The 25351-nt window shown below is 70.1% G+C and carries 33 protein-coding genes; 18 read left to right on the forward strand and 15 right to left on the reverse strand.

Going from position 1 to position 25351, the window contains the following annotated elements:
• Window positions 1-85 precede the first annotated feature (85 nt).
• Together ACIA5D_RS04235 and ACIA5D_RS04240 are read left to right on the forward strand one after the other, a co-directional pair.
• Window positions 86-409 carry a pterin dehydratase gene (locus ACIA5D_RS04235; protein WP_396028351.1) on the forward strand — a complete coding sequence of 108 codons (324 nt, stop codon included), beginning with the start codon at window positions 86-88 and terminating at the stop codon, window positions 407-409.
• A gap of 23 nt (window positions 410-432) precedes the next feature.
• Window positions 433-795 carry a PH domain-containing protein gene (locus tag ACIA5D_RS04240; protein WP_396028352.1) on the forward strand — a complete coding sequence of 121 codons (363 nt, stop codon included), beginning with the start codon at window positions 433-435 and terminating at the stop codon, window positions 793-795.
• On the opposite strand, the gene ACIA5D_RS04245 is transcribed toward ACIA5D_RS04240, so the two are convergent.
• The 4 genes from ACIA5D_RS04245 to ACIA5D_RS04260 all read right to left on the reverse strand — a co-directional run bounded on the left by ACIA5D_RS04245 (window position 783) and on the right by ACIA5D_RS04260 (window position 3817).
• Window positions 783-1523 (reverse strand): Type 1 glutamine amidotransferase-like domain-containing protein, encoded by a 741-nt coding sequence (locus ACIA5D_RS04245; RefSeq protein WP_396028353.1) that lies wholly within the window; start codon window positions 1521-1523, stop codon window positions 783-785. The two genes, ACIA5D_RS04240 and ACIA5D_RS04245, sit on opposite strands and share 13 nt — an antisense overlap.
• Window positions 1520-2353 (reverse strand): nucleotidyltransferase domain-containing protein, encoded by an 834-nt coding sequence (locus ACIA5D_RS04250; protein ID WP_396028354.1) that lies wholly within the window; start codon window positions 2351-2353, stop codon window positions 1520-1522. The genes ACIA5D_RS04245 and ACIA5D_RS04250 overlap by 4 nt, the downstream gene beginning before the upstream one ends.
• Window positions 2354-2377: 24 nt before the next feature.
• Window positions 2378-3136: a G5 domain-containing protein gene (locus tag ACIA5D_RS04255; RefSeq protein ID WP_396028355.1), complete on the reverse strand. Its 759-nt coding sequence runs from the start codon at window positions 3134-3136 to the stop codon at window positions 2378-2380.
• A 111-nt stretch (window positions 3137-3247) separates the two neighbouring features.
• Complete coding sequence (locus ACIA5D_RS04260; RefSeq protein WP_396028356.1) at window positions 3248-3817, reverse strand: NADPH-dependent FMN reductase; 570 nt, start codon at window positions 3815-3817, stop codon at window positions 3248-3250.
• A 103-nt stretch (window positions 3818-3920) separates the two neighbouring features.
• Here ACIA5D_RS04260 and ACIA5D_RS04265 point away from each other — a divergent pair, with 103 nt between their 5' ends.
• From ACIA5D_RS04265 to ACIA5D_RS04275, 3 genes are all read left to right on the forward strand, one after another.
• Complete coding sequence (locus ACIA5D_RS04265; RefSeq protein ID WP_396028357.1) at window positions 3921-4385, forward strand: MarR family winged helix-turn-helix transcriptional regulator; 465 nt, start codon at window positions 3921-3923, stop codon at window positions 4383-4385.
• Window positions 4386-4455: 70 nt separating this feature from the next.
• Window positions 4456-4803 carry an ArsR/SmtB family transcription factor gene (locus ACIA5D_RS04270; RefSeq protein WP_396028358.1) on the forward strand — a complete coding sequence of 116 codons (348 nt, stop codon included), beginning with the start codon at window positions 4456-4458 and terminating at the stop codon, window positions 4801-4803.
• Window positions 4790-5281: an SRPBCC family protein gene (locus ACIA5D_RS04275; RefSeq protein WP_396028359.1), complete on the forward strand. Its 492-nt coding sequence runs from the start codon at window positions 4790-4792 to the stop codon at window positions 5279-5281. Before ACIA5D_RS04270 ends, ACIA5D_RS04275 begins: the two co-directional genes overlap by 14 nt.
• 61 nt (window positions 5282-5342) lie before the next feature.
• Here ACIA5D_RS04275 and ACIA5D_RS04280 read toward each other — a convergent pair whose 3' ends face one another.
• Window positions 5343-5939: a TetR/AcrR family transcriptional regulator gene (locus tag ACIA5D_RS04280; RefSeq protein ID WP_396028360.1), complete on the reverse strand. Its 597-nt coding sequence runs from the start codon at window positions 5937-5939 to the stop codon at window positions 5343-5345.
• Between the two features lie 74 nt (window positions 5940-6013).
• Between ACIA5D_RS04280 and ACIA5D_RS04285 the strand changes: the two genes are divergently transcribed.
• The 3 genes from ACIA5D_RS04285 (at window position 6014) to ACIA5D_RS04295 (ending at window position 8055) form a co-directional block, all read left to right on the forward strand.
• Window positions 6014-6469, forward strand: coding sequence for a GNAT family N-acetyltransferase (locus tag ACIA5D_RS04285; RefSeq protein WP_396028361.1), 456 nt, complete (start codon window positions 6014-6016; stop codon window positions 6467-6469).
• A 72-nt stretch (window positions 6470-6541) separates the two neighbouring features.
• Window positions 6542-7060, forward strand: a complete 519-nt coding sequence (locus ACIA5D_RS04290; RefSeq protein WP_396028362.1) for a SigE family RNA polymerase sigma factor — start codon at window positions 6542-6544, stop codon at window positions 7058-7060.
• Between the two features lie 2 nt (window positions 7061-7062).
• Complete coding sequence (locus ACIA5D_RS04295; RefSeq protein WP_396028363.1) at window positions 7063-8055, forward strand: hypothetical protein; 993 nt, start codon at window positions 7063-7065, stop codon at window positions 8053-8055.
• 69 nt (window positions 8056-8124) lie between these two features.
• Here ACIA5D_RS04295 and glpX read toward each other — a convergent pair whose 3' ends face one another.
• A complete protein-coding gene (gene glpX / locus ACIA5D_RS04300) occupies window positions 8125-9168 on the reverse strand; it encodes a class II fructose-bisphosphatase (protein WP_396028364.1) in 1044 nt (347 codons plus the stop codon).
• Between the two features lie 100 nt (window positions 9169-9268).
• Between glpX and ACIA5D_RS04305 the strand changes: the two genes are divergently transcribed.
• Genes ACIA5D_RS04305 through ACIA5D_RS04315 form a run of 3 tightly spaced genes read left to right on the forward strand, consistent with a single transcriptional unit; the run spans window position 9269 to window position 11504 of the window.
• Window positions 9269-9898 carry a DUF4245 domain-containing protein gene (locus ACIA5D_RS04305; RefSeq protein WP_396028365.1) on the forward strand — a complete coding sequence of 210 codons (630 nt, stop codon included), beginning with the start codon at window positions 9269-9271 and terminating at the stop codon, window positions 9896-9898.
• Window positions 9899-9920: 22 nt separating this feature from the next.
• Window positions 9921-10658, forward strand: coding sequence for a hypothetical protein (locus ACIA5D_RS04310; RefSeq protein WP_396028366.1), 738 nt, complete (start codon window positions 9921-9923; stop codon window positions 10656-10658).
• 42 nt (window positions 10659-10700) lie between these two features.
• Window positions 10701-11504, forward strand: coding sequence for a hypothetical protein (locus ACIA5D_RS04315; protein WP_396028367.1), 804 nt, complete (start codon window positions 10701-10703; stop codon window positions 11502-11504).
• On the opposite strand, the gene ACIA5D_RS04320 is transcribed toward ACIA5D_RS04315, so the two are convergent.
• From ACIA5D_RS04320 to ACIA5D_RS04335, 4 genes are read right to left on the reverse strand one after another with little or no spacing between them, the layout of a single operon-like run.
• Complete coding sequence (locus ACIA5D_RS04320; RefSeq protein ID WP_396028368.1) at window positions 11501-11710, reverse strand: exodeoxyribonuclease VII small subunit; 210 nt, start codon at window positions 11708-11710, stop codon at window positions 11501-11503. The two genes, ACIA5D_RS04315 and ACIA5D_RS04320, sit on opposite strands and share 4 nt — an antisense overlap.
• The gene (xseA, locus tag ACIA5D_RS04325) at window positions 11707-12945 is read right to left on the reverse strand and encodes an exodeoxyribonuclease VII large subunit (protein WP_396028369.1); all 1239 of its coding nucleotides are present in this window, start codon (window positions 12943-12945) and stop codon (window positions 11707-11709) included. Before xseA ends, ACIA5D_RS04320 begins: the two co-directional genes overlap by 4 nt.
• A gap of 9 nt (window positions 12946-12954) precedes the next feature.
• On the reverse strand, window positions 12955-13506 hold the full coding sequence (locus ACIA5D_RS04330; RefSeq protein ID WP_396028370.1) for a hypothetical protein: 552 nt from the start codon (window positions 13504-13506) through the stop codon (window positions 12955-12957).
• Window positions 13507-13556: 50 nt separating this feature from the next.
• Window positions 13557-14078 (reverse strand): hypothetical protein, encoded by a 522-nt coding sequence (locus tag ACIA5D_RS04335; protein WP_396028371.1) that lies wholly within the window; start codon window positions 14076-14078, stop codon window positions 13557-13559.
• 74 nt (window positions 14079-14152) lie between these two features.
• Here ACIA5D_RS04335 and ACIA5D_RS04340 point away from each other — a divergent pair, with 74 nt between their 5' ends.
• The gene (locus ACIA5D_RS04340) at window positions 14153-15160 is read left to right on the forward strand and encodes a 4-hydroxy-3-methylbut-2-enyl diphosphate reductase (protein WP_396028372.1); all 1008 of its coding nucleotides are present in this window, start codon (window positions 14153-14155) and stop codon (window positions 15158-15160) included.
• Window positions 15161-15202: 42 nt separating this feature from the next.
• Here the strand turns inward: ACIA5D_RS04340 and ACIA5D_RS04345 are convergent, their stop codons facing one another.
• Window positions 15203-16339, reverse strand: coding sequence for a DNA recombination protein RmuC (locus ACIA5D_RS04345; protein ID WP_396028373.1), 1137 nt, complete (start codon window positions 16337-16339; stop codon window positions 15203-15205).
• Between the two features lie 54 nt (window positions 16340-16393).
• On the opposite strand from ACIA5D_RS04345, the gene ACIA5D_RS04350 reads away from it, so the two are divergent.
• Window positions 16394-17140 (forward strand): hypothetical protein, encoded by a 747-nt coding sequence (locus ACIA5D_RS04350; RefSeq protein ID WP_396028374.1) that lies wholly within the window; start codon window positions 16394-16396, stop codon window positions 17138-17140.
• Between the two features lie 50 nt (window positions 17141-17190).
• Here the strand turns inward: ACIA5D_RS04350 and ACIA5D_RS04355 are convergent, their stop codons facing one another.
• The 4 genes from ACIA5D_RS04355 to ACIA5D_RS04370 all read right to left on the reverse strand — a co-directional run bounded on the left by ACIA5D_RS04355 (window position 17191) and on the right by ACIA5D_RS04370 (window position 22601).
• Window positions 17191-17742, reverse strand: a complete 552-nt coding sequence (locus tag ACIA5D_RS04355) for a hypothetical protein (RefSeq protein WP_396028375.1) — start codon at window positions 17740-17742, stop codon at window positions 17191-17193.
• A gap of 260 nt (window positions 17743-18002) precedes the next feature.
• The gene (gene valS, locus ACIA5D_RS04360; protein ID WP_396028376.1) at window positions 18003-20546 is read right to left on the reverse strand and encodes a valine--tRNA ligase; all 2544 of its coding nucleotides are present in this window, start codon (window positions 20544-20546) and stop codon (window positions 18003-18005) included.
• 50 nt (window positions 20547-20596) lie between these two features.
• The gene (locus ACIA5D_RS04365) at window positions 20597-21091 is read right to left on the reverse strand and encodes a methylated-DNA--[protein]-cysteine S-methyltransferase (protein WP_396028377.1); all 495 of its coding nucleotides are present in this window, start codon (window positions 21089-21091) and stop codon (window positions 20597-20599) included.
• Window positions 21092-21176: 85 nt separating this feature from the next.
• Window positions 21177-22601, reverse strand: a complete 1425-nt coding sequence (locus ACIA5D_RS04370; RefSeq protein ID WP_396028378.1) for a DNA-3-methyladenine glycosylase 2 family protein — start codon at window positions 22599-22601, stop codon at window positions 21177-21179.
• Between the two features lie 101 nt (window positions 22602-22702).
• Between ACIA5D_RS04370 and ychF the strand changes: the two genes are divergently transcribed.
• The 5 genes from ychF (at window position 22703) to ACIA5D_RS04395 (ending at window position 25351) form a co-directional block, all read left to right on the forward strand.
• Complete coding sequence (ychF, locus tag ACIA5D_RS04375; RefSeq protein WP_396028379.1) at window positions 22703-23782, forward strand: redox-regulated ATPase YchF; 1080 nt, start codon at window positions 22703-22705, stop codon at window positions 23780-23782.
• 76 nt (window positions 23783-23858) lie between these two features.
• On the forward strand, window positions 23859-24098 hold the full coding sequence (locus ACIA5D_RS04380; RefSeq protein ID WP_396028380.1) for a hypothetical protein: 240 nt from the start codon (window positions 23859-23861) through the stop codon (window positions 24096-24098).
• Window positions 24095-24490, forward strand: coding sequence for a PIN domain-containing protein (locus ACIA5D_RS04385; protein WP_396028381.1), 396 nt, complete (start codon window positions 24095-24097; stop codon window positions 24488-24490). Before ACIA5D_RS04380 ends, ACIA5D_RS04385 begins: the two co-directional genes overlap by 4 nt.
• 58 nt (window positions 24491-24548) lie before the next feature.
• Entirely contained in the window at window positions 24549-24830 is a 282-nt protein-coding gene (locus tag ACIA5D_RS04390; RefSeq protein ID WP_396028382.1) for a DUF1905 domain-containing protein, read from the forward strand.
• On the forward strand, window positions 24827-25351 hold the full coding sequence (locus ACIA5D_RS04395; RefSeq protein WP_396028383.1) for a GNAT family N-acetyltransferase: 525 nt from the start codon (window positions 24827-24829) through the stop codon (window positions 25349-25351). The genes ACIA5D_RS04390 and ACIA5D_RS04395 overlap by 4 nt, the downstream gene beginning before the upstream one ends.

Genomic DNA, 25351 nt, shown 5'->3' on the forward strand with positions numbered 1-25351 from the left:
GAAGACAAGACTGTGGGGCACCGACCATGACGACACGGCGACAGTTTGGCCACAAGCCGGCAACGACGCCTAGGGGGTGCGGCGGATGCGGGCCAGAAGACGTCGGGCGAACGGATCCGACTATCTGAGCGACGCACTTGCTCTGCTGAGCGGCTGGACGCGTGAAGGCGTTCAGCTCAAGCGCGAGCTGGCATGCGACGAGAGTCAGCATGCCGCATTGACCGAACGAATCAAGGTGGCGGCGGACACACTGCACATCCGCCCCAGTATCCGGCGATTCGACGGTCACACACAGATCTGCCTGGGTGCCCGCGACGGCGACGCCATCACGGACGGTGAGGTAACGCTCGCCGCCCGCATCGAGGATTTCTACCGCACCGTGGTCGGCACCACCTCGCCTGCGCCATAGAGCCCGGCCGCTAGGCTGCGGCCATGGCTGACGTCATCTTTGACAACAAGGGGCAGCTCCAGCAGGTGGAGAGCGGCCTTCTCGACGGCGAGCAGATCATCGCCGTGTACGACGCGATCGGGGCGGGCACCGGCTTCATCGGGCTGACCAACCGGCGCATCATCATCCAGGACAAGTCCTTCGTCGGTAAGCGCGTGGCGATCACGAGCATCCCGTACTCGAAGATCAGCAGCGTGAGCGTGGTCAGCAACAAGAGCTGGGCCGGCGAGTTCTTCTCCTCCGGCACGATCGTCATCACCGTGGGCACGCACCAGCACGAAGTCGAGTTCCGCGGGGTCGAGAAGACCCAGCACGTGCACAACGTGATCCTGCACTACGCCGCGTAATTCAGGACCCTCGTGGGCAGCGGCGTCTCCACCACCGAGCCGTCCGCTGCCCGCTTCAGCTCGTAACCCTTCGGGCCTTCCCGATCGGCCACGACCTCGGCCAGATCGGTGCCGCGGTAGACCAGCCCGGCGCCGTCGTCGGTCGCGTAGCCGTCGCCGAGCGTGCCCGTCGCGATCAGCTCGTGCATCTTCGGCCGGCGCTGCGCCTCGCCGTCGTAGTGCACGCCGTTGCTGTACGGCAGCCAGCCCAGCCCGTCGGTGAAGCCGCGCAGCTCGGGGCCGTAGCTGTCGGTGCAGCCGCCCTGGTGCCAGCAGATCGAGCCGGCCGAGATGCCGGCCAGCACGACGCCGGACTGCCAGGCCTCGTGCAGGATCTCGTCGAGGCCGTGCGCCCGCCAGACCGCGCAGAGGTTCGCGACGCTGCCGCCCTCGACCCAGATGACGTCCTGCTCCAGCAGGTGCGCCCTGATGTCGTCGACGTTCGGCATCGGGAACAGCGCGAGGTGCGACGGGCGGAACTCGGTGCCGGCGAACGCCGAGTAGCAGGCGCCGATCAATGTCTGCGGATCACCGGTGGCCTGCGTCAGCACGCAGATCTTGGGATTGCTCGCACCGGACAGCTCGGCCGCGAAGCGGTGGATCGGCCCGGCATGCACGTCGTACGGGCCGCGGGGTCCGCGCCGGAAACCGGCGCTGGTGGCGAGGATCGTGGGCGCGTCGGCAGTCACCGGATCATCATGGCGCACGCGTCCGCGGTGTCGAGGACGAGATCGGCGGCCACGTCGATGGCCGCGGTCAGGTGCAGCGGGTCGCCGTCGACCCCGACGAACGCCTCGTCGACCCGCTGGCGGAACCGCTCGGGAGCCCCGGGCAGGGCGGCCGCCGCCGCCACCGCGCCCTTCTCGTTGATCAGCCACTCCTTCGCGGCGCCGTGCAGGGCGTGCGCGCACACCCCGACCAGGCGGAACAGGCAGCCGGCGACGTAGGCGCTGTCGCCGCGGGAGACCGCCTTCCGGGCGACCGCGACCAGGAAGTCGGCCTCCCACAGGCCGGCGACCAGGGCCTCGGACAGCTTGGGCGGATAGACGCGCATCCGCTCGCGTGCCTCGGTGAGCTCCCCCGTGGGATCGGCCAGGATGCGGCTGAGGGCGAGCTCACCGACGTACGCGAAATCGGGAAAACCGAGCGGGTGACCGGGCTGTTGGTGGAAGCCGTATTTCCCGCGCTCCGCATCGGACCACACGGCCAGCACGCGGTCGAGGTCCCGGTAGATCCAGTCGACCGCGTGGCCATCGATCTTCAGCCAGCCACCGCCGTCGACCCACGGGCCCCACCCGCCCGGCGCGGTCACCATCGCGGCCGGCCCGGCGATCGACTTGGCCAGCCGGTCGAGGAGATCGACGTCGAGCGGGGACCGGTAGTAGAGGCCGACGTCGGTGTCGGAGTCGGGGGCGTGCGAGCCGCGCGCCCGGCTGCCGCCCAGGACTATCCCGGCCACGCCGGGCACCTCGGCGACCCGCTCGGCGACCTCGAGCAGACGGGCTTCGGTCAACGGCACGATCTCAGTCTTCCCTCGCGCCGGTCAGCAGGCCAGCCCTTCGAGATACTCCAGATCGGCGGCGTTGAGGACCATGTCGGGCAGCGGGATGGACGCGTCCTCCTCGCGGCCCTTGCCCGGGCAGATCGCCTTGCGGCCCAGCGGGACGCAGAAGTTGAGGGCCTCGCCGCAGTTCTTCTTGGCGGCCGGGTGCTGGGTGCCGAGCGCGATCACCCGGTGCTGCGGCTGGCGGGTCACCACCGCGTCGATGAGCGACCGGCCGGCCGGCCGGCCGTCGGCGAGGGTGACCAGGTAGCGCAGGGTCTCGACGCCCTTGACGCCGGGAGTCTCGACCCTCGTCGAGCCGCGGGGCAGGGCCGGGTCGCGGACCAGCCTCGTCTCGTACGGGATCTCGCGGGTCTCCACCTCGGTGCGGGTCGTCCGCACCGGCTCGGTCGGAGCCGGCGGCTGTGTGACCGGCGCGACCACCGCGGGACTGGAGGCCACGGGGGCGGCCGGCGCTGCGTTTTTGGGCGATTTGGCCGCCGTACGATCGGATGGGGTGGAAAAACGACGCTGAGCGCGAGGTTTCTCGGCTGCCGGTTCGGCCGCTTCCGGCACTTCGCGGGTCGCCGGCGCGGCCTGCCCCACCTCGGTCACGATCCGCGGCCCCTCGCCGCCATGACCGCCGGTGAGCGTCGCGATTCCCACGACCCCGCCGGCGATCACCGCCAGAACGGCGCTGGCGCCGGCCGCCATCCGGACCCCGAACGGCAGCCTGGCCCACCAAGACTTTCGTGGCATTTCGAGCAGTTGCTGCCAAGAGTCACTAGTTGTCTGGTTTTGCACCCCAGCATTGTGCAATGCGGGGCCCGGAATGCCAACCCCGGCCCCCTTTGTCCGCTTTGGCCGGGCCTACGCGGCTGCCGCCTCCCGGATCGGGGCCAGCGCCTTGCTCCAGGCCACGACCTGGTCGATCACAGCGGTCAGGGCCTGCTCGTGCTGCTCCTTGGGCAGGAAGATGCTGTAGTTCTCGAAGTCCTGGGCCAGCGACAGGTGCACCGATGCACGGACGTCGGCCAGCATGAGCTCGCCGGCGATCAGCCGCAGGTGCTCGATCGCGCGGGCGCCGCCGACGGAGCCGTACCCGACGAAACCGGCCGCCTTGTTGTTCCACTCGGCGAACAGAAAGTCGATCGCGTTCTTGAGCGCGCCCGACGTGGAGTGGTTGTACTCCGGCGTGACGATGACGAAGCCGTCGAGCGAGCCGATCTTCTTGGCCCACTCCAGGGTGTGCGGCTTGCTGTACTGCCCCATCGCCGGAGGGATCGCCTCGTCGAGGTGGGGCAGGTTGTAGTCGAGCAGGTCGACCAGCTCGAACTCGGCGTCGGTGCGCTTGCTCGCGACATCCAGCACCCACTTGGCGACGGCTTCGCCGTTACGCCCGGGGCGCGTGCTGCCGAGAATGATTCCGATCTTGGTCATCGGTGCTCCGTTTCGTGCCTCTGTACCCGGCGGGTTGCCCGGGGCTCGGCGTAATTGATACGTCAAACAAGTACTTGGGTGCAACCGACGTAGGATCAATGTCATGTCCGCCACATCCGCTCCCGACGGGGTTCCGCCGCTCAGCGCGGAGGAGGAGGCGGTCATGCGCGCCCTCGGCCGGCTCATGCTGGTGCTGCCCCGCTCGCTCAACCACGACCTCGAGCGCGGCCAGCGGATGGCGCTCAGCGAGTACAGCGTGCTGCGGAATCTCTCCGAGTCGAAGTGCGGGCTCATGCGTATGAGCGAGCTCGCCCAGGCGTGCGACATGTCGCTGAGCGGAATGACCCGGCTGGCCGCCAAGCTCGAGTCCAGCGGCTACGTGAAGCGCACGAAGTGCGAGGACGACGCCCGCGGGTGGAACGCGGTGCTCACGTCGAAAGGCCTGGCGCGCCTCCAAGAGGCATGGCCGACGCACCTGCTCAGCGTCCGGAGGCGGATCTTCGACCACCTCGGCGACCTCGACCTGCCGTCGCTGGCGAAGGCGCTCGACGCCATAGCCGGCGAATAAGTCCGTTTTGCTCTTGGCCCGGTTTCCTTTCACGGCTTGACGTATGCTCTTATGGGTATACGATTGGGCCATGGCACGAGCGGCAACGACGACAGACGCGTTCAACGCGGTGGCCGAGCCCCGGCGGCGGCAGATCCTCGACCTGCTGGCCCAGGGCGAGCGCCCGGTCAACGACCTGGTCGCGATGCTCGGTCTGGCCCAGCCCCAGGTCTCGAAACACCTGCGGGTGCTGCGCGAGGTCGACCTGGTGCGCGTCCGCGACGAGGGCCGGCAACGGCTCTACCGGCTGAACGCCGAGCCACTGCGCCCGATCCACGACTGGTTGAGCAAGTACGAGCAGGCATGGAACGAGCGTTTCGACCTGATGGACACCATCCTGGCGGAACTCAACGAGGAGGATTCTCATGGCGACGACTAGCGGCACGGCCAAGGTGACACTTCCGGCCGACACCCAGATCCTGATCACCCGCGAGTTCGACGCACCGCGCCACCACGTGTGGCGCGCCTACACCGAGCCGCAGCTCATCAAGCGCTGGTGGGCCGGCCAGAAGGGCACGGTGACCAGCGTCGAGGTCGACCTCCGCGTCGGCGGCAACTGGCGCTACGTGATGGTGGCGAACGGGGGTTTCGAGGTCGCCTTCCACGGGGAGTTCCGCGAGGTCGCCGCGCCCGAGCGCCTGGTGAACACGGAGGCCTTCGAGGGAGTCCCCGACCCGGACGGCAACGCGGGCCTGGTCACGGTGACCCTGACCGAGAAGGACGGCCGCACCTACCTGGAGGCCCTCTGCGAGTACAACGACAAGGCGACCCGCAACATCGTCATCGACTCCGGAATGGAGTCGGGGATGCAGGAGTCGTACGACGCGCTCGAGCAGGTCGCGATCTCCCTCGCCTGATCTCGTTCGCACGGCCGGTTGCCCCTCCGGGCGACCGGCCGGCGCCGTTACCGTGAGCCGATCAGGGCACCTCTGCCAACCCGTACGCGACAAGGGCCGCATCCAGCATCTCCACCTGCACCACCGCGGGGTAGGAGGCGGCGTCAGCCGCCGCGAAGGCCGCGGCGCCCTCGACCATCGCGCTCAAGGCGAGCGCCACAGTAGACACCCGCTCGGCCGGCCACTCCGGCGCCGCCCCGCCGACCAGCCGTTCCAGCCTCTCCCGCCACAGGCGGTTGTTGCGCCGGTGGATCTCGATCAGCTCGTCGTCGGCGAAGGCCGCGGCCAGGAAGCCGATCCACACGACGCTCCCGTTGATGGTCTCCTCGTCGACCGCCAAGCCCTGCCGGAGCACTGCCCGCAGCGCCTCCCGCGGCGAAGCCGCCGTCGCCTCCAGCGCCTCGACACGGCGATGTGAGGTCTCGTGCAGCAGTTCGCGCGCGTGCCGCAGCAGCGCCTGCCGGTTGGGGAAACGGTGCATCACCAAGCCCGTCGTGCAACCCGCCGCGGCCGCCACGGCTCGCACAGTGAGGCGCTCCAAACCCTGTTTGGCAAGCACGTCCCACACCGCCCGGGACAGCGCCTCCTCCTGAGCCGGCCGATCCGCCGTCCGTGACACGCGTCTCCCCTTCCGCAACCGTAACGGATGTTACCGTAACGCTTGTTACGGCTACGGGGCAGGAAGAGACGCAGATGACCTGGACGATCGAGGAACGCGCCTGGGACGACGAGTCCGGCGAGGCGCTCCGCACCGCCCAGCGCATCGAGCTCGACGACCGCTACGGCAGCGACGACCACGAGCCCGGCGCCGCCCCCTCGGCCGCCGACATCGACGTCTTCGTGATCGCGGTCTCCCCGGACGGGCGGGCGGTCGGCTGCGGCGCCCTCCGCCGGCTGGACGAGGCGAGCGCCGAGGTCAAGCGCATGTACGTCGAGCCCGCCAGCCGTGGTTCCGGCGTGGCGGCGGCCCTGCTGCGTGCGCTGGAAGAGAAGGCCCGAGACCGCGGCTGGACCACCCTGCGCCTCGAGACGGGGCCCGCCCAGCCGGACGCCATCCGCTTCTACGAGCGCGAGGGCTACCGCCCGATTCCGCTGTACGGCGTCTACGTCGGCTCCGACCTGTCACTCTGCTACGAGCGGGCTCTGTAACTCCCCAGAAAGATCGGACTTGCTGACAACCCCCACGGCCATGCCCGTGTCTTGCTGGGTGTGACGACCGTAATGAGGCACCGACCGGCCGGATCGGCGAGCGGCACGGAGCAGGAGTTCCGGGTTTTCGTCCAGGGGATTGCCGCATCGCTGCACCGCACGGCGTATCTGCTGTGCGGTGACTGGTACCTGGCAGATGACCTTGTCCAGGAGGCCCTGGCCAAGGCCTACAGCCATTGGCGCAAGGTTCAGCGTGCGGACAATCCGTCCGCGTACGTGCGGCGCATCCTGATCAACGAGTCGCGACGCAACTGGCGCCGGAACAAGAACCTGACCGTGCATCCGGACGATCGGGTGGCCGACATCACCGTCTCGGACATGTCCGACCACGTGGTGAACCGGGCCGAGTTGCTTCAGGCGTTGCAGTCACTGCCCAAGCGGCAGCGGGCGACCGTCGTCCTGCGGTTTCTCGAGGGGCTCAGCGAGCGGGAGACCGCCGAGGCCCTGGGGTGCAGCGAGGGCACCGTCAAGAGCCAGACGAGCCGGGCGCTGACCAAGCTCAAGTCCGTCCTGAACCGAGGAGAGATCTGACCATGTCGTACGACGACAACACCGAGCACCGCCTGAGCGCGGCGCTGCAGGGCATGGTCGGGGACCGTCCGTGGGCGCCCGACCTCGACCAGATCGAAAGTCGCGGACGGACGCTGCGCCGGCGCCGGATCGCGTGGCGCGCGACGGCCGGGACCGGATTCGCCGTCGCCGCCGTCGCCGCGATCGCGGTGGCCACCAGCGGGACCGGCACGCAGGCGCCGTCGCCGAACCTCGCCGCCCCGAACCCGGCCACGGCGACCTCGGGCGCCACCGCCGACTCGCCGCTGGTTCAGCTGGTCGGCTACCTGGCCAAGGCCGAGCCGGCCAAGGGCGACGCGACGCTCCTGCTGCGCGACCAGGTCTTCGACGACGGGCTCAAGGTCGACGTCTGGGACCTGCACGCGGACAACGGCGACTACTACTTCGCCAAGACCAAGGGCGCCCTGCCGGCGCAGGTGAAGAACGGGCACAAGCAGGAGGACGAGGCCGGCCGGAAGAAGACGGTCGCGGCGGCCACGGAGGCGGCCACGGGCGATCTGAACGCGGCCCGCAAGGACATGGCCTGGGCCTATGTTCCGAAGAACCCCAAGGTCAAGCCGACCCTCGACGACCCGGGCGTCGTTCCGCCCAGGCCGGCCGACGCCGAGATCCTGGAGAAGCTCAAGGGCGGTCCCTTCCTCCAGCTCAACACCACCGATAACTGGGTCTGGAACAACTCGATGGACGCCCTGCGCGACGGCGCCGGCAACCCGCAGGTCCGCGCCGGCGTGCTGCGCCTGCTCGGCCAGATGCCCGAGGTCAAGGTCGAGAAGGGCACCTACCAGGGCCGGGCCGTGCTGAACCTGACCGCCGGCAAGCCCGCCACCACCAGCGCCGAGACCCTGACCGTCGACGCCGAGACCGGCCTGCCGATCAAGTTCGCCGGCGACGGCGTCGACATCAACTACACCGTCACCCGCGTGACCCTTGCCGACGTCGCCCACGGCAAGTTCTGACGATCAACGACCGACGCCAGGCCCCGCCCGTACGGCCGGCCCTGGCGTCGCGTTGTGCTGCGGGAAGTCTCAGATGACGGGGTCGCCCTCGCCCATCGGGACGGTCGGGAGGTGGCCGTCGAAGTCGACGGCCGAGTAGAGGGCCAGCTTCTCGAGGCGGTGGTAGCTGTCGATCACGCGGATCGTGCCGCTCTTGGAGCGCATGACGATCGACTGGGTGTGTGCCCCGCCCGAGCGGTAGCGGACGCCCTTCAGCAGGTCGCCCGACGTCACCCCGGTGGCAACGAAGAAGCAGTTGTCGCCGGTCACCAGGTCGTCCGTGGTCAGGACGCGATCGAGGTCGTGGCCGGCGGCCAGGGCCTTCTCGCGCTCGGCGTCGTCCCTCGGCCAGAGCTTGGCCTGGATCATGCCGCCCAGGCACTTCAGGGCGCACGCCGCGGTGATGCCCTCGGGAGTGCCGCCGATGCCCATCAGCACGTCCACATCCGACTCGGTGCGGGCCGCGGAGATGGCGCCGGCGATGTCGCCGTCGGAGATGAACTTGATGTTGGCGCCGGCCTGGCGCACCTCTTCGACCAGCGCGGCGTGGCGGGGGCGGTCGAGGATGCAGACCGTCACATCCGAGACGCTCGAGCGCTTGGCCCTGGCGATACGACGCAGGTTTTCGGCGGTGGGGGCGTTGATGTCGATGACATCGGCGCAGTCGGGACCGACCGCGATCTTCTCCATGTAGAAGACGGCGCTGGGGTCGAACATCGCGCCGCGCTCGGCCACCGCGAGGACGCTCACCGAGCCGGGCATGCCCTTGCTCATCAAGGTGGTGCCGTCGATCGGGTCCACGGCCACGTCCACCTCGGGGCCGGTGCCGTCGCCCACCTGCTCGCCGTTGAAGAGCATGGGGGCTTCGTCCTTCTCGCCCTCACCGATGACCACGATGCCGCGCATCTGGATCGAGTTGATGAGCTTGCGCATGGCGTCCACGGCCGCGCCGTCGCCACCGTTCTTGTCGCCTCGGCCGACCCAGCGGCCCGCGGCCATGGCTGCGGCCTCGGTCACGCGGACCAGGTCGAGGGCGATGTTGCGGTCGAGATCCTGCGGAACCCGGGCAGGCATGGTGCGCCTCCTCGCGACGTTGCGGGGCTGGTAGTCCCACGATCCTCACATGGCCGGATGCGCAAAGTCCCGCTTCAGCGACATGGTTAACAATGGGTGAGTGGAACCAGCGCCGCGCACCGATCCGAAGCCCGACCAGCCGCCGACGACGGCCGCCGGCGAGCAGGGTGCTCCGGCCGTACCCGAAGAAAGCGAAACCCAGCCGTCGCCGCGTCTCGGACGCGGAGGGGAACGCTCACCTCGCGACATGGTGATGTCGCTCGCGGTGCTGCTCGTGCCGATCGCGCTGCTGCTGATCTTCTATCGGGTGGTGCTGAGCGGGGACGCGCCGATCACGGTCGACCCTGCGCCGACGATTCAGGAGGCGCGACAGGCGGCGGCGTTCACCGTGGTCGTGCCGCAGGGGCTCGGCGACGACTGGCACACGTCGAGCGCCACCTTCAAGAAGCTGAGCGACGGCGCGACGCTACGGCTCGGCTACGTCGATCCGGACAAAGACCCGGTGCAGCTGGTCGAGAGCAGCGTGCCGCCGGCCTCGCTGCTTCCCGGTGAGCTGGGCGATGACGCCAAGGCGCTGGGCAACTTCCGCACCCCGGCGGGGGTGTGGCGGGTCTACGACGGGCGGCCGGGAGAGAAGGCGCTGGTCCTGGCCGACCAGGCCCGCACGATCGTGGTGGTCGGCAAGACCGACATGAAGAATCTGGAAGCCCTCGCCACCTCGCTTCGATAGACGATCGTTAAACTGCCGCGCCATGGGGAAGGTGCGGCTGATCGCCGCCTGCGTGCTCGTGCTGGCACTCGGCGGCTGTGCCGGCCCGGCGGCTCAGGTGGCCGCGGAGCCGAAGGTCGATGCCAAGGCCCTACTGGCCGCCTCCACCGAGGAGATGAAGGCGGGCGACTACGCCTTCACCGTCGGCGCGCCGGACGCGCACGGGATGGGCGTCGTGCATCTGCCCAGCAGGAGCGCGAAGTACACGGTCATCGGCGAGAACGCGTCGCTCAACCTGAACATGGAAGTGGTCCTCGCCGGCGGGGACGCCTGGGTGCGGGCCACCTCGACCACGGGCGAGGACGCGTACGGCGAGGGCCTCAACCCCAAGACGTGGCGGCATGTGGCCGAGAGCCGGATCGCGAAGGGCCACAGCATCGATCTGGACGCCGTGGGCTGGGCCGACGTGAGCCCGCTGCTCACGGCCGTGATCGAGGCGCACGGCGACGGGCGTGTCTTGGCCGGCACGCTGAACGCCACCGAGGGCGCGGCCGGGGGCGGTTTCCTCAATCCCACGGCGGTCCAGGGCGTGGCGCGCGCGGCATCGGCGCCGTTCACCGCGACCCTCGACGATCGGGGGCGGCTCACCTCGTTCGAGGTCGACCTGGACGGCAAGTGGACGCTCACCGTCTCGGGCTACGGCGAGCAGCAGGCCGTGGCCGAGCCGTCGGGTGCGGTCGCCGAGGCCTCGGAGACGGCCTTGGAATGGTTCAACTCGTAGCCACCCCCACGGTTGCTTCGACGGTCATCTAAGCTCCGCGCCATGAAAAATCTACGGGGGTTCATCCCGATTGCCATAGCTGGTGTGCTCGCCCTCGGCCTGAGTGGCTGCGCGGACTCCACCACCTCTTCCCCTGGCGGCGACGCCGCGGCGCAAACCGCCACCAAGGCGCCGGCCGACCCCAAGGCCGCGCTCGCCGCCTCCACCAAGGAGCTCGCGAACGGCAACTACGCCTTCACCGCCTCGTCGCCGGGCGCCGACGCCGAGGGCATGGTCCACACGGCCAGCAAGAGCGCCGCGCTCGCGATCGACACCAAGACCGAAGGCTTCAAGTTCAAGCTCGAGATGGTGCTCGCCGAGCCCGACCGCTGGATCCGGATGACCACCGGCGGCAAGTCGATTCTCGACGAGAAGGCCGCCCCGGACACCTGGTTCCACGTCGACACGACCAAGCTCAAGAAGGGCGGCGACTTCGACCTCGACGTGACCAAGCCGGACATTCTCTACGTGGGCGCCATGGTCGACGCCGTGACCGAGGTGACGGGCGACGCTCACACCGTCACCGGCAAGCTCGACGCCACCAAGATCGGGTCGGGGGACGCGTTCCTGGACACCGACTCGGTCAAGGACATGGGCGCCGCGGCCTCGGCGCTGCCGTTCACCGCGACCCTCGACGACCAGGGCCGGCTCACCAAGCTGGAGATCGACGCGCCGAAGACCGCCGACGAGGCGGCCGGCAAGTGGACGGTCACGGTCAGCGGTTACGGGGAGCAGAAGGCGCAGACCAAGCCGTCGGGCACGGTCAAGGAGATGTCGAGCGCCCAGCTCGAGATGTTCAACAGCTAACCCGCTGACTCGGCACGAGTGGCCCGGGCGGCGTCGATGCGCTCCCGGGCCCCGTCGAGCCAGCGCTGGCAGACGTCGGCCAGCTTCTCGCCGCGCTCCCACAGGGCGAGCGACTCCTCCAGCGAACTGCCGCCCTGCTCGAGCCGCTCGACCACGGCGGCCAACTCGGTGCGGGCCTGCTCGTAGGACAGATTGTCGTCGGTCATGCGCTCTCCTGTTCGTCGGTCACGATTGCGTGCAGCTCGCCCTCGGCCAGCCGCAAGCGGAGAAGGTCGTCGGGCTTCACCTCGCCGGCCGCGCGGACCACGTGGCCGTCGTCGCGCTGCACGATCGCGTAGCCGCGCTGAAGGGTCGCCGCCGGTGACAGCGCGCGCAGCCGGGCGAGAGTGTGGCGCAGGTCGTCGTCGGCCCGGCGCAGCCGGTGCTCGAGGTTGCGGACCGCGCGCTCGCGCAGTGCGCTCACGTCGGCCGCGCGCTGGTCGACCAGCAGCTCGGGGCGGGCCAGCGACGGCCGGGACCGCCATTGCGCGATGCGGTGTTCCTCGCGCTCGATCAGCGTCAGCAGCGACCGCTCGATGCGGCGGCGGGCGACCTGGATGAGCTGACGTTCCTCGGCCAGGTCGGGGACGATGCGCTTGGCCGCGTCGGTCGGGGTGGAGGCGCGCAGGTCGGCGACGTAGTCGAGCAGCGGGGTGTCGGTCTCGTGGCCGATCGCGCTGACCACCGGGGTGCGGGCCGCGAAGACCGCACGGCAGAGCGCTTCGTCGGAGAAGGGCAACAGATCTTCGACGCTGCCGCCGCCGCGGGCGATCACGATGACGTCGACGGTCTCGTCGCCGTCGAGGGCCTTGAGCGCCTCGATGATCTGCGGCACCGCGGTGGGGCCCTGGACGGGCACGTTGTAGACCTTGATGTCGACCGCGGGCCAGCGGCGTCGCGTGTTCATCAGCACGTCGCGCTCGGCGGCGCTGGCCCGGCCGGTGATCAGGCCGACCCGGCGGGGCAGGAACGGCAGGCGGCGCTTGCGCTCGCGGGCGAACAGGCCCTCGGCGGCGAGCAGCTTCTTCAGCCTCTCGAGCCGGGCGAGCAGCTCGCCGAGGCCGACCTGGCGGATCTCGTCGGCGCGCAGGCTGAGCGTGCCGCGGGCCGGGTAGAACTCCGGCTTGGCGTGCAGCGTGACCCGGGCCCCCTCGGCGAGCTCGGGGGCGCCGGCGTCGAGCACGTCGCGATGGGCGGTGACGGTGAGGCTGAGGTCGGCCGAGGGGTCGCGCAGGGTCAGGAACACCACCGCGGAGCCGGGACGGCGGCTGATCTGGGCGACCTGGCCGTCGACCCAGACCCAGCCGAGCTTGGCGATCCAGGCGCCGACCTTCTGACTCACGACGCGCACCGGCCAGGGCTCGTCGGCGGTGCTCCTCGGCGTGCTGTCGGGCTCGCTCACCGGGCCAGACTACGGAAGGCCTCCGACATTCTCGTCGTCCGCTACCTCGGCCCGCTGCTCGGCGTGCGCGACGTGCCCGGCCGGGTGACCCGGCGCCGGCCCGGGCGCCGGCGCGACCAGTGTGATCACGGCCAGCGGGAACAGGCCGACGCAGGCCCAGAAGACCAGGTCGGCGAAGGCCCGCCAGGCATCGAGATGGCCGCCGGCCAGGAAGGCGAACGGGAAGCCGTGCGGGTTCTCGTAGCCGGAGAGACGGCAGCACACGGCGGCCGAGGCACGCGGCAGCGCCGAGATGAGCAGACCGAGCAGGGCCACCACCGCGCCGGCCAGGTAGGCGATCGGCCGCGGGCGCCGGAGCATCGGGCGGAAGCCGAGCATGGCCACGCCGCCGGCCAGGAGCACCACGTGGAAGATCACGTAGTTCGTGTCCGCGAAGCCCATCAACAGGCCGAGCGCGCCGATCGCGGCGAAGCACCAGGCGGCCAGCAGCCGCAGCACGATCAGGACCGCTGCCAGCGAGCCCTGATCGTCCGCTCCGGCCGTCGGCTCGGCATCGCCCATGCGACCGAGTATCGTCGCAAATGCCACCGTATCGGGGCGAATCAGGGTTGTTACGCCCAGCGGCGACGCACCAGCACGGCGACCACCACGAGCAACAATCCCGCGTACGCCCACAGCAGCAGGCTCGCCGCGAGCGAGACGAGATCGACCGTCCAGGTGGCGGACCCGGCCAGCCGCTCGGCGGTCGCGGGGTCGGCGCCCACCCCGGCGCGCTGCGCCCAGGCGAACGGGAAACCACGGTCGAGGACGTACGCGTACGCGCAGCAGGTGCGCTCGGTCAAGGCGGCCAAGCCGGCGGCCGTGCCGGCGATCGCCACCATCGTCATCACGATCGTGGTCACCAGCCGCGGCAGCCGGATCCGATGCGGCATCAGCAGCACCAGGCCGGCCGCGGCGAGCACCAGCCCCACCGTGAGGTCGAGCAGCGCGGTCGGGCCGTGCATCGTGAACAGGATCCAGGTCAGGCCCGCGACCAGGGAGAAAGCACCCAACAGCCAGCGGGCCAGGCGGCCGGCGCGCGCCCAGCGCCCGGTCGGCTCATAGATCGTCGTCTCGTCCGTGGTGTCCGTCACCGGACGAGTATTGCTCAGTTGTGGTCCACGTCTCGGATGAGCGGCGCCGAGGACGCGGCACGTACCATGGCCGGGTGACCGAACCTCGTAAGCGTGTGTTGCTGGCCAAGCCGCGCGGCTACTGCGCCGGCGTCGACCGGGCGGTGCAGACCGTCGAGGAGGCGCTGAAGCTGTACGGCGCCCCGGTCTACGTACGCAAGCAGATCGTGCACAACAAACACGTGGTCAGCACCCTCGAGGCCGCCGGCGCGATCTTCGTGGAGGAGAACGAGGAGGTCCCCGAGGGGTCCACCGTCGTCTTCTCGGCACACGGCGTCGCGCCCGAGGTGCACGAGCAGGCCAAGGTGCGCAACCTCAAGGCGATCGACGCGACCTGCCCGCTGGTCACCAAGGTGCACCACGAGGCCAAGCGGTTCGCCGCCGACGACTACGACATCCTGCTGATCGGCCACGAGGGCCACGAAGAGGTCGTCGGCACCTCCGGCGAGGCCCCGGCGCACATCCAGCTCGTCGACGGCCCCGACGCGGTCGACAAGGTCGTCGTGCGCGACCCGTCCAAGGTCGTCTGGCTGTCGCAGACCACGCTCTCGGTCGACGAGACGATGGAAACGGTGTCCCGGCTCAAGACCCGGCTGCCGCTGCTGCAGTCGCCGCCGAGCGACGACATCTGCTACGCCACGCAGAACCGGCAGCACGTGGTCAAGGAGATCGCGCCGTCGTGTGACGTCGTGATCGTCGTCGGGTCGAAGAACTCCTCCAACTCGGTCCGGCTGGTCGAGGTGGCCGTCGACGCCGGCGCCAAGGCCGGCTACCTGGTCGACTACGCCTCCGAGATCGACGACTCGTGGCTCGCCGACGCGACCACGGTCGGCGTCTCGTCGGGCGCGAGCGTGCCGGACGACCTGGTCATGGACGTTCTGGCGGTTCTGGCCGCACGAGGCTTCGGCGAGGTCACCGAATACACCACCGCCGAGGAGCGCCTGACCTTCTCGCTACCGCAGGAGCTGCGCCGCGACATGAAGAGGGCTGAGCTGGCTGGCTCCGCTTCGCTCCGCGGGCAATCGCCCCCACGGGGCCGATGAGCGGGCAGGCGATTGCCCGCTCATCGGCCGGGCGATCGCGAGTCAGCTCAGCTCGGGCGCCTGAGGCTGCCGGGGCGCGACCTCGACCTGGGGTGGCGTCGGCATCTCCTCGCGGGAAACCCCCATTTCGGCGAGCTTGCGGGCGCTGACCAGCACCCGCGATTCGAGCGAGCCAACCGCTTTGTTGTACGCCGTGACGGCGCCCCCCAAAGCCGTGCCCACCTTGCCCACGTGGTCGCCGAGGGTCGCCAGCCGGGTGTAGAGCTCGCGGGCCATGCCGTGCACCTCGATCGCGTTGCGGGCCAGCTCTTCCTGACGCCACGAATACGCCACCGTGCGCAGCATCGCGACCAGCGTGGCCGGGGTGGCCAGCACGACGTTGCGCCGGAAGGCGTGTTCCATCAGCGTCGGGTCGTGCTGGAGGGCGGCATCGAGGAACGGGTCGGCGGGGACGAACAGCACCACGAAGTCGGGGGACGGCTCGAACGCCGTCCAATACTCCTTGGCGGACAGCGCGTCGACGTGCGCGCGCAGGTGGCGGGCGTGCTGGTCGAGGCAGGCATCGCGGGTGCGCTCGTCGCGCGCCTCGGCGGCTGCCAGGTAACCCTCGAGCGGCGCCTTCGCGTCGACCACCACGCTGCGGCCGCCGTGCAGGCGCACCACCAGGTCGGGGCGGACCCAGCCCTGGCCGTCGGCCGCCGCGGTGACCTGCTCGGCGAAGTCGCAATGCTCGAGCAGGCCGGCCGCCTCGACCACGCGGCGTAGCTGGTGTTCGCCCCAGCGGCCCCGCACCTGCGGCGAGCGCAACGCGGCCACCAGCTGTTTCGTCTCGGTGCGCAGCTCGCCCGAGACCGCGCCCATCTGCCGCACCTGCTCGCGGAGCTCGGCGTACGCGTCGACGCGTTCCCGCTCGAGCTCGGCGACCCGCTGCTCGTAGCGGCGGAGGGTGTCGTGCAGCGGCGCGACCGCGAGGGCGACCGCCTCTTGTGACTGGGCGGCCGACTCGTACGACAACGCGCGCATCGACTGCTCGAGCCGATCTTCGCCGTTGCGGTGGGCCTGGACCGTGGCCTCGAGCCGGGCGATGTCGGCGGCGGCGCGCCCGCGGGCGGCCAGCCACCCGAGGGCGGCGCCGGCCGCGAGACAGAGCAGCACCACGGCCAGCGTCGAGACGGTCACAACGGGCACATTGCCAGATAGGTACGACAAGAACCGCGAGGGTACCGTTGAAACATGAGTGTGTTGCTGATCTTGGCCATCGTCATCGTTGTCCTGTTGGTGGTCATGCTCGCGCGCCGCAACAGCGCGGCCACCCAGCAGACACAGCTCGAGGACGCGAAGGCCGACGCCCAGCGGTGGTATGAGCGCCTCGGCGGCCAGGTAATGAATCTGCACGGCGACGACGCCGCGGCCCGGCAGGCGTTGTCCGACGCCGGCGAGCGGTACAACGCGGCGGGCGGGCAGCTCCAACAGGCCAAAACCGTGAAGCAGTACGAGTTGGCTCGCGAGTCCGCGCTCGAGGGCCTCAACTACGTGCGCGCCGCCCGCGTGGCGATGGGCATCGACCCCGGCCCCGACCTGCCGCCGCTGGCGAGCGCTCAGGGCGCCGGGCGTCTTACCCAGGAGCGCGAGGTCAACGTCCAGGGCCAGCACTACAAGGCGGGCCCGACGCCCGGCGCCGACACGCCGTACTACTACCCGGGCGGCCGGGTGCAGGGCCGTCCGGTGCCCGCGGGGTGGTATTCGACGCCCGTGTGGAAGACCGCGCTCGGCGCCGGCGCCGGCGTGCTCGGCGGCATGCTGATCTTCGACGCGCTGTTCTCGCCGGGCTTCGGCGACATGGGCTACGGCGACGGCTACCAGGACGGCGTCCAGGACGCAGCCGGCGACTTCGGCGGCGACAACGCGGGCGACTTCGGCGGCGGCGGGGACTTCGGCGGCGGAGATTTCGGTGGAGGCGACTTCGGCGGCGACTTCTAGGCCGGCTTCGACTTCTACGCCGGCTTCGACTTCTAGGCCGGCTTCGACTTCTAAGCCGGCTTGGCGGTGGGCAGGCGCCGGGCCAGTTCGCGCCGCAGGGCGCGAGGGCCCGGCCACACCTCGGTGAGGTCGGCGGTGAAGGCCGTCCCGGTGGCGGTCTCGGTCATGGCGGGCCCGCCCGGCCCCTCGTCCTGCACCGGGTGCACCCGGTCGAGGTCGATCGGGGTGATCTCGAGGACCGCCCGGATTCCCTGCCGGCGCACCTCGACGTGGGCGATGTCCGGCCAGGCCAGCAGGATCGGGTCGCTGTCCTGGGCGGCCACCTCGAGCCCGCCGGACGACAGCCGGATCCAGGTCGTGAGCGCTCCCCGGGTCGACCAGGCGTAGCCACCGGCCGCCAGCACGCTGATCGAGGCGGCCTCGAGGGCGGTCTGCCACCACGGGTTCCCGGTGCCGCCCACCATCAGGGCGACAATCGGCGACACGGCGCCGAACGAGATCATCAGCAGCGCGAAGACGGCGATGAACGTCCGCCACGGCGAGGACCGGAACAGCACGGCGTCGGCGGCGGGCGCCTCCACCTGCTCGGGCGCGATCGACATGCCCTTCATGCTGCCTCGCCCCAGGGCGCCGGGACCGGCGTTTCGCCGGTCCTGCACCACACAGCGCCGCCGACGCCGAGCAGCCGCGTCGACGGCGGGGAGCTCGGCACGCAAACGCGAGCCGACCCGGGGCGCGGGCCGACCCGGGGCGCGGGCCGACCCGGGGCGCGGGCCGACCCGGGGCGCGGGCCGACCCGGGGCGCGGGCCGACGCGGGGCGCGGGCCGAGCGGCCCGAAACGGGCCGCTCGGGTTTGAAATGTCAGAACGCGCAGGCGATGACCAGCTCGGGCGTGCGGTCGGGCAGGCGGTCGAGTTTGGCGATCCGGCCGGCCGCCTTCAGGTCGCCCTCGATCAGGGCGAGCCGGTCGAGCAGCGCCGCCGGGCCGAGGGCCTCGGCCAGCGGCACGTCTGCCTTCATCGACAGCTTGCGGTCGGACTTGGCCCGCCGCACCTGGCGCAGCGCGTCGCCGGCCAGGTCGAGCAGGTCGGCCTCACCCTCGCCGGCGACCTGGGTCAGCTCGTACTTCGTGGGCCAGGTCGAGCGGTGGACCGAGCCGTACCGCCACCACGACCAGACCTCCTCGGTCACGTACGGCAGGAACGGCGCGAACAACCGCAGCAGCACCGACAGACCGGCCGCGAGCGCCGCCCGCGCCGAGTCGGCCGCCGGGCCCTCGGCGTACGCCCTCTCCTTGACCAACTCGATGTAGTCGTCGCAGAACGTCCAGAAGAACGCCTCGGTGACCTGTAGCGCCTCGGTGTGGTCGTAGCGGTCGAACGCGTCGGTCGCCGCGCTCACCACGGTGGCGAGACGGGTCAGCATCGCGCGGTCGAGCGGCTCGGTGACCGGCTGCCGCAGCGTCTCGGCTGCGCCCAGGCCGAGCGCGAACTTCGACGCGTTGAGCAGCTTGGTCGCCAGCCGCCGGCCGACCTTGATCTGGGCCGCGTCGAAGGCCAGGTCGGCGCCCGGCCGGCCGTTCGACGCCCAGTAGCGGACCGCGTCCGAGCCGTTCGCCTCGAGCAGGTCGATCGGGGTGACCACGTTGCCCTTGGACTTCGACATCTTCTTGCGGTCGGGGTCGAGGATCCAGCCGGAGAGGATGGCGTTGCGCCAGGGCAGCACGTCGCTTTCCAGCTCGGCGCGCAGAACCGTGGTGAACAGCCAGGTCCGGATGATCTCGTGCGCCTGCGGCCGGTGGTCCATCGGGAAAACCCGCCGGAAGAGGTCCTCGTCCCCGTGCCAGCCGCCGGCGATCTGCGGCGTGAGCGACGACGTGGCCCACGTGTCCATGACGTCGGGGTCGCCGGCGAAGCCGCCCGGGACGTCGCGCTGTGACTCGTCGAAGCCCGGCGGACACTCCGAGGAAGGGTCAACCGGCAGTGCTGATTCGTCCGGTATGAGAAGCTGGCCGTAGTCCGGTTCGCCAGCGTCGTCGAGCCGGTACCAAACCGGGATGGGCACGCCGAAGAAACGCTGCCGGCTGATCAGCCAATCCCCGGTCAGGCCGTTGACCCAGTGCTCGTAGCGGTGCCGCATGTGCTCGGGGAACCAGTGCAACTCGCGCCCGCGGGCCAGCATGCGCTCGCGCAGATCGGCGTCGCGGCCGCCGTTGCGGATGAACCACTGCCGGCTCGTGACGATCTCGAGTGGCGAGTCGCCCTTCTCGTAGAACTTCACCGGGTGGGTGACCGGCGTCGGCTCGCCGATCAAGTCGCCTGCCTCGCGCAGCAGCCGGACGATCTCGCGGCGGGCCGCGTTGACCGTCAGGCCGGCGAACGGCTCGTAGGCCGCCGCGGGGACGCCGGCCGGCCGGCCCGGCAGGAAGCGACCGTCGCGGCCGAGCACGACCCGCGTCTCGAGCCGCAGGTCACGCCACCAGGTGACGTCGGTCAGGTCGCCGAACGTGCAGACCATCGCGATGCCGGTGCCCTTGTCGGACGCCGCGAGCGGATGCTCGTAGACCGGGATCTCGACACCGAACAACGGCGTGCGGACCGTCTTGCCGAGCAGGTGCTGGTAGCGCTCGTCGCCGGGATGGAAGACGAGCGCGACGCAGGCCGGCAGCAGCTCGGGCCGGGTCGTGTCGATCTCGACCGGGCCATCGGGGCCGTGGAAGCGCAGCTTGTGATAGGCGCCGGGACGTTCCCGGTCTTCCAGCTCGGCCTGCGCGACCGCGGTGCGGAAGCCGACGTCCCACAGGGTGGGGGCCTCGGCCGTGTATGCCTCACCGCGCGCGACGTTGTTGAGGAAGGCCCGCTGCGAGACGGCCTGGGCGCGGACGCCGATCGTCGTGTAGATCAGTCCCCAGTCGACGGACAGGCCGACCCTGCGCCACAACGCCTCGAATGCCTGCTCGTCCTCGGCGGTGACGCGCTCGCACAGCTCGACGAAGTTGCGCCGCGAGATCGAGACCGCGTCTTTGGGAGCCTGGGCGGGCGGCTGCCAGGACGGGTCGTAGGGAAGGGTCGGGTCGCACCGGACGCCGTAGCGATTTTGGACCCGGCGCTCGGTGGGCAGCCCGTTGTCGTCCCAGCCCATCGGATAGAAGACGGTCTTGCCGCGCATGCGCTGGAACCGCGCGACCGTGTCGGTGTGGGTGAACGAGAAGACGTGCCCCATGTGCAGCTCGCCCGATACGGTCAGCGGAGGCGTGTCGATCGCGTATACATCCGCCCGCTCCTTGGAACGGTCGAACGTATACGTGCCCTCCTCCTGCCAGCGGCGCGCCCATTTGTCCTCGAGCCCGTCCAGCGACGGGCGCTCGGGGAGACCGGCGCGCGCGGTCATACCCGTATCAGTCATGGGCAGAATGCTACGGCTCGCCGCTCGCCCCGGCCGCCCAATAACCCTCGTCAGGCCGCCTCGTGGTCGAGAAGCTGCCGCTTCACGGTCAGGCCCCAGCGGTAGCCGCCGAGCGAGCCGTCGAGCCGCAGTACCCGGTGGCACGGGGTGAACAGAGCCACCGGGTTGCGCGCGCAGGCGGCCGCGGCCCCGCGCACCGCCGCCGGGCGGCCGGCCAGGTGGGCGAACTCGGTGTACGTCACCGGGTGGCCCGGTTTGATGTCGCGCATCACCTGCCAGGCGTGGGCCATGAACTCGCCGCCGGTGCGCTGCTCGACGGTCACCGCGTCGAGCGCGGCCAGGTCACCGTCGAAATAGGAGCGCACTTGGCCGGTGACCGGCCCTACGTCGTCGGCCGGGACCGCCTCGCCGGCCAACGACGGGTGGATCAGCGGGAGAAGCTCGTCGACCTGGTCGGTGAAGCCGGCGGCGCGCACGCCGCCCGTCTCGCCCACCACGATCGTCAGCGGGCCGGCCGGGGTCTGCATCGTCTGGTACTTCAACATCTCGTCCTCCAGGGGGTTGGCACACAGCCTGGCCCGTCGCGGGCCGGCCGCGTGCGACTTTTTCCGTGCCTGTGGATAACTGTCGTCAGGAGGCACGCCACAGCCTGATCAGCGCGTAGGAGCGCCACGGCCGCCAGCGTTCCGCGTGCTTCTCGAGGGCCTTCGGCGTCGAGGGCAACCCGAGGGCCGCCGCGCCGCGCCGCCCCGCCAGGTCGGTCGGCAGGAACACGTCGGGGTCGCCGATCGCGCGCATCGCCACATATCCGGCGGTCCACGCGCCGATCCCGGGCAGCTCCATCAGCTTCGCCACCGACTCCTCACGGTCGGCGCCCGGCTCGAGGTCGATCTTGCCATCCGCGACCGCCTCGGCCAGCCGCCGGATCGTGTCGCGGCGCGCGGCCGGCATGCCGAACGCCGAGTCCGGCAGGTCGGCCACCACGCGCGCGGCCGGGAATCCGACCAGGCCGGCGCCGTCGAAGCCACCGGCCGCGCGGATCATGCGGGTCAGCGTCGTGCGAGCTCCCGCCACACTGACCTGCTGCCCGACGATCGCCCGCACCGCCATCTCGAACCCGTCAACCGCGCGCGGTACCCGTACACCCGGCTCGGTTTTGATCGACGCGCTCAGCGCGACGTCGGCGCCCAGGGTGAGATCGACGGCGTCGGGATCGGCATCGAGATCGAAGAGCCGGCGGCATCGGGCGACGGCCGGCGCGAGATCACGCACATCGCTCAACCGCAGCGTCGCGAAAACCCAGCGGTCGGCCGGGGTCAGCGCGACGGTCGCGCTTCCGTGCGGCAAGACCAGACCTCGGCGGTACGTGTCACCCGCCCGTTCCTCCACGCCTGACAGCGCCCGTTGCTCCAGAAAATCGAGCAGCGCCGGGATGTGCAACGGCGACCGGTAGGGCAGCCGCAGCGAGATCGTGCCCGCCTCGGCCTTCTTGATCGGCCGGCGCTCGCGCAGCCGGCTCGGCGCCTGCGCGTACACCTCTTGGATGGTGTCGTTGAACTGCCGCACGCTGCCGAACCCCGACGCGAACGCGATCTCGGCGAGCCCCAGGTCGGTCGTCTCGATGAGGATGCGGGCGGTCTGCGCGCGCTGCGCCCGGGCCAGGGCGAGCGGCCCGGCGCCCAATTCCGCGGTCAGCAGACGATTCAGGTGACGCTCGGTGTAGCCGAGACGGCTCGCCAGGCCCGGCACGCCCTCCCGGTCGACCACGCCGTCACCGATCAGCCGCATCGCGCGCCCGACCAGGTCGGCCCGCACGTCCCACTCCGGGGAGCCGGGCACGGCGTCGGGCAGGCAGCGCTTGCAGGCGCGGAAGCCGGAGCGCTGGGCGGCGGCCGAGGACGGGAAGAACGTGACGTTCTCCCGCTTGGGCGTCATGGCCGGGCAGGACGGGCGGCAGTAGATGCCGGTGCTGGTCACCGCCGTGAAGAACCAGCCGTCGAAGCGCTGGTCCCGGCTGTCCACGGCCCGGTAGCACCGTTCGAAGTCCAGTTCCATGCCTTAGAGTCTGCTGCTTCTTCTGGCGGATGGCTGGCGGGATTCGGACATGACCGTCAGCCGGCGAGGTTGCGTCGAGGGCTTGCGTAGACTGGGCGTCCGTGAGCCTCACCATCGGAATCGTCGGCCTCCCGAACGTCGGCAAGAGCACCCTGTTCAACGCCCTGACCAAGAACGACGTGCTCGCCGCGAACTACCCGTTCGCGACGATCGAGCCGAACGTCGGGGTCGTCGGGCTGCCCGACGAGCGCCTGGAGAAGCTGGCCGAGCTGTTCGCCAGCGAGAAGGTGATCCCGGCGCCGGTGAGCTTCGTCGACATCGCCGGCCTCGTGCGCGGCGCGTCCAAGGGCCAGGGCCGCGGCAACGCGTTCCTCGCGACCATCCGCGACGCGTCCGCGATCTGTCAGGTCGTACGCGCGTTCTCCGACCCGAACGTGCTGCACGTCGACGGCAAGATCTCGCCCGCGGACGACATCGAGACGATCAACACCGAGCTGATCCTCGCCGACCTCCAGACGGTCGAGAAGGCGCTGCCCCGGCTGCAGAAGGAAGCGAAGCTCAAGAAGGACCGCGCGCCCGCGGTGGCCGCGGCCGAGGCGGCGTTCAAGGTTCTCGACGAGGGCGCGACGCTCTACTCCGGCGGGACCGGCATCGACCTCTCCCTGCTGAGCGAGCTGCACCTGCTGACGACCAAGCCGTTCCTGTACGTCTTCAACGTCGACGAGGCCGAGCTGGGCAACGCCGCGTTCCTCGACGAGCTGCGGGCGCTGGTCGCCCCGGCCGAGGCCGTCTTCATGGACGCGAAGATCGAGTCGGAGCTCATCGACCTGCCGCCGGACGAGGCGATGGAGCTGCTCGAGTCGACCGGCCAGACCGAGCCCGGCCTCAACCAGCTGATTCGCGTCGGCTTCGACACGCTGGGCCTGCAGACCTACCTGACGGCCGGCCCGAAGGAGGCGCGCGCCTGGGTGATCCCGCGCGACGCCACGGCCCCCGAGGCCGCCGGCGTCATCCACAGCGACTTCCAGCGTGGCTTCATCAAGGCCGAGATCGTCAGCTACGACGACCTGATGGCCGCGGGCTCGATGGCGGCCGCCAAAGCGGCCGGCAAGGTCCGCATGGAAGGCAAGGACTACCTCATGAAGGACGGCGACGTGGTCGAATTCAGGTTCAACGTTTAGTAGTCGCCCTGTCTTTTGAGCGAGTGGGGTCGGGGCGGGCCTCTTCGATGCGGTAATACCGTGGTATGGTCACGGTATGGCGAAGACGAGGAAGGTCACGATCACGCTGCCGGTCGAGCTGTTGGAAAGTATGAAGCAGCACACCGACAACGTCTCCGGTTACCTTGCCGAGTTGGCCGAGCGTGCCGAGCGCCGCAGGCTTCTGCGGGAGGAGCTGGACCACTACCAAGGTGAGTTCGGCGCGTTCACCGATCAGGAGATGGCCGAGACCCAAGCCCTTCTGCATGGGACCGAGGGGATGGAGCATGCGGCGTGAGCATCGAATCGCTGGTGCTCAACTCGCAGGGCCTCTCTTCGTGGATCGACCGGGACCGCAAGGTGATGCGGCTTCTGGAGCAGGCAGAGCGTGACGGGGCCGATCTTGCGATATCGGCCGCCACAATCATCGAGGTTTCGCATGGCGGCGTGGACATCGCGCGGCTGAACTGGCTCTTGTCTCGGATTCGTGTGGAGTCGGTGACGAAGGAAACTGCCCGCCGCAGCGCCGATCTCCTGAAGTACGCGGGGCTGCATGGGCACAAGTACGCCATCGACGCCACGGTTGCCGAAGTGGCACTGCGGCTGCCGGGGCCGGTGGTGGTTCTGACATCCGATGTCGACGACATGGTCAAGCTGTGCGCACAACGGGTTCGGGTCATCGGGCTGTAACCGGTGTCGTGGTGCACACCCTCGCTCCACGCTGGTTCAATAGATCACCGTGGAGTGGATGTTCGACGGCGAGATCTTTGAGTGGCGTGGGCCGGCGCCGTACTTCTTCGTGGCCATGTCCGAGTCTGACAGCGCCGACCTCAAGGAGCAGGCGCGGTCACTGATCTACTGGGGCCAGGTTCCGGTGCATGTCGTCATCGGGGGCACCGAGTTCAGGACGGCGCTCTTCCCCAAGGACGGCCGCTACCTGGTTCCGCTCAAGGACGCGGTCCGAGAGGCCGAAGATCTGACCGAGGGCGACGTCGTGGCAGTGGCCCTGCGTCCGGCCGAGCGAAAATGATGATCCGAGACGCCGGGGACGACGACTGGTCCGCGATTTATCCCTTCTTCCGCAAGATCGTCGCGGAGGGGCTTTCCTACGCGTTTCCGGAAAATCTCACCCTGGAGCAGGCTCGCGGGTGGTGGATGGAATCCCCACCGGGGCGCACCGTCGTGGCGGTGGATGGTTCGACCGTTCTCGGGAGCGCCAAGATGGGCCCCAACCGGCCCGGCCGGGGAGCTCATGTGGCGACGGCCAGTTTCATGGTCGATCCGCAGCACTCCGGCCGCGGCGTCGGTCGTGCCCTCGGCGAGCACGTCGTCGACTGGGCGCGCGCCGCCGGGTACCGCAGCATCCAGTTCAACGCGGTCGTCGAGACGAACGAGGTTGCGGTGCGGCTGTGGCGCTCGCTGGGCTTCGAGGTGCTCGCCACCGTTCCGGAGGCCTTCGACCATCCCGAACACGGACCGGTCGGGTTGCACGTGATGTTCCTGAACCTGCATCAGCATATCGTCAGGAGTGCTGACGATCAGCTATCCTGA

It is taken from the genome of Actinoplanes sp. NPDC051513 (assembly GCF_044454685.1).
Lineage (GTDB): Bacteria > Actinomycetota > Actinomycetes > Mycobacteriales > Micromonosporaceae > Actinoplanes.

Excerpts from the sequence above, each read along its gene's own strand:
- ACIA5D_RS04235 (WP_396028351.1), top strand. The coding sequence starts at position 86 with ATGCGGGCCAGAAGACGTCGGGCGAACGGATCCGACTATCTGAGCGAC.
- ACIA5D_RS04240 (WP_396028352.1), top strand. The coding sequence starts at position 433 with ATGGCTGACGTCATCTTTGACAACAAGGGGCAGCTCCAGCAGGTGGAG.
- ACIA5D_RS04255 (WP_396028355.1), bottom strand. The coding sequence starts at position 3,136 with ATGCCACGAAAGTCTTGGTGGGCCAGGCTGCCGTTCGGGGTCCGGATG.
- ACIA5D_RS04260 (WP_396028356.1), bottom strand. The coding sequence starts at position 3,817 with ATGACCAAGATCGGAATCATTCTCGGCAGCACGCGCCCCGGGCGTAAC.
- ACIA5D_RS04265 (WP_396028357.1), top strand. The coding sequence starts at position 3,921 with ATGTCCGCCACATCCGCTCCCGACGGGGTTCCGCCGCTCAGCGCGGAG.
- ACIA5D_RS04270 (WP_396028358.1), top strand. The coding sequence starts at position 4,456 with ATGGCACGAGCGGCAACGACGACAGACGCGTTCAACGCGGTGGCCGAG.
- ACIA5D_RS04275 (WP_396028359.1), top strand. The coding sequence starts at position 4,790 with ATGGCGACGACTAGCGGCACGGCCAAGGTGACACTTCCGGCCGACACC.
- ACIA5D_RS04285 (WP_396028361.1), top strand. The coding sequence starts at position 6,014 with ATGACCTGGACGATCGAGGAACGCGCCTGGGACGACGAGTCCGGCGAG.
- ACIA5D_RS04290 (WP_396028362.1), top strand. The coding sequence starts at position 6,542 with ATGAGGCACCGACCGGCCGGATCGGCGAGCGGCACGGAGCAGGAGTTC.
- ACIA5D_RS04295 (WP_396028363.1), top strand. The coding sequence starts at position 7,063 with ATGTCGTACGACGACAACACCGAGCACCGCCTGAGCGCGGCGCTGCAG.
- glpX (WP_396028364.1), bottom strand. The coding sequence starts at position 9,168 with ATGCCTGCCCGGGTTCCGCAGGATCTCGACCGCAACATCGCCCTCGAC.
- ACIA5D_RS04310 (WP_396028366.1), top strand. The coding sequence starts at position 9,921 with ATGGGGAAGGTGCGGCTGATCGCCGCCTGCGTGCTCGTGCTGGCACTC.
- ACIA5D_RS04315 (WP_396028367.1), top strand. The coding sequence starts at position 10,701 with ATGAAAAATCTACGGGGGTTCATCCCGATTGCCATAGCTGGTGTGCTC.
- ACIA5D_RS04320 (WP_396028368.1), bottom strand. The coding sequence starts at position 11,710 with ATGACCGACGACAATCTGTCCTACGAGCAGGCCCGCACCGAGTTGGCC.
- ACIA5D_RS04330 (WP_396028370.1), bottom strand. The coding sequence starts at position 13,506 with ATGGGCGATGCCGAGCCGACGGCCGGAGCGGACGATCAGGGCTCGCTG.
- ACIA5D_RS04350 (WP_396028374.1), top strand. The coding sequence starts at position 16,394 with ATGAGTGTGTTGCTGATCTTGGCCATCGTCATCGTTGTCCTGTTGGTG.
- ACIA5D_RS04355 (WP_396028375.1), bottom strand. The coding sequence starts at position 17,742 with ATGTCGATCGCGCCCGAGCAGGTGGAGGCGCCCGCCGCCGACGCCGTG.
- valS (WP_396028376.1), bottom strand. The coding sequence starts at position 20,546 with ATGACTGATACGGGTATGACCGCGCGCGCCGGTCTCCCCGAGCGCCCG.
- ACIA5D_RS04365 (WP_396028377.1), bottom strand. The coding sequence starts at position 21,091 with ATGTTGAAGTACCAGACGATGCAGACCCCGGCCGGCCCGCTGACGATC.
- ACIA5D_RS04370 (WP_396028378.1), bottom strand. The coding sequence starts at position 22,601 with ATGGAACTGGACTTCGAACGGTGCTACCGGGCCGTGGACAGCCGGGAC.
- ACIA5D_RS04380 (WP_396028380.1), top strand. The coding sequence starts at position 23,859 with ATGGCGAAGACGAGGAAGGTCACGATCACGCTGCCGGTCGAGCTGTTG.
- ACIA5D_RS04390 (WP_396028382.1), top strand. The coding sequence starts at position 24,549 with ATGTTCGACGGCGAGATCTTTGAGTGGCGTGGGCCGGCGCCGTACTTC.
- ACIA5D_RS04395 (WP_396028383.1), top strand. The coding sequence starts at position 24,827 with ATGATGATCCGAGACGCCGGGGACGACGACTGGTCCGCGATTTATCCC.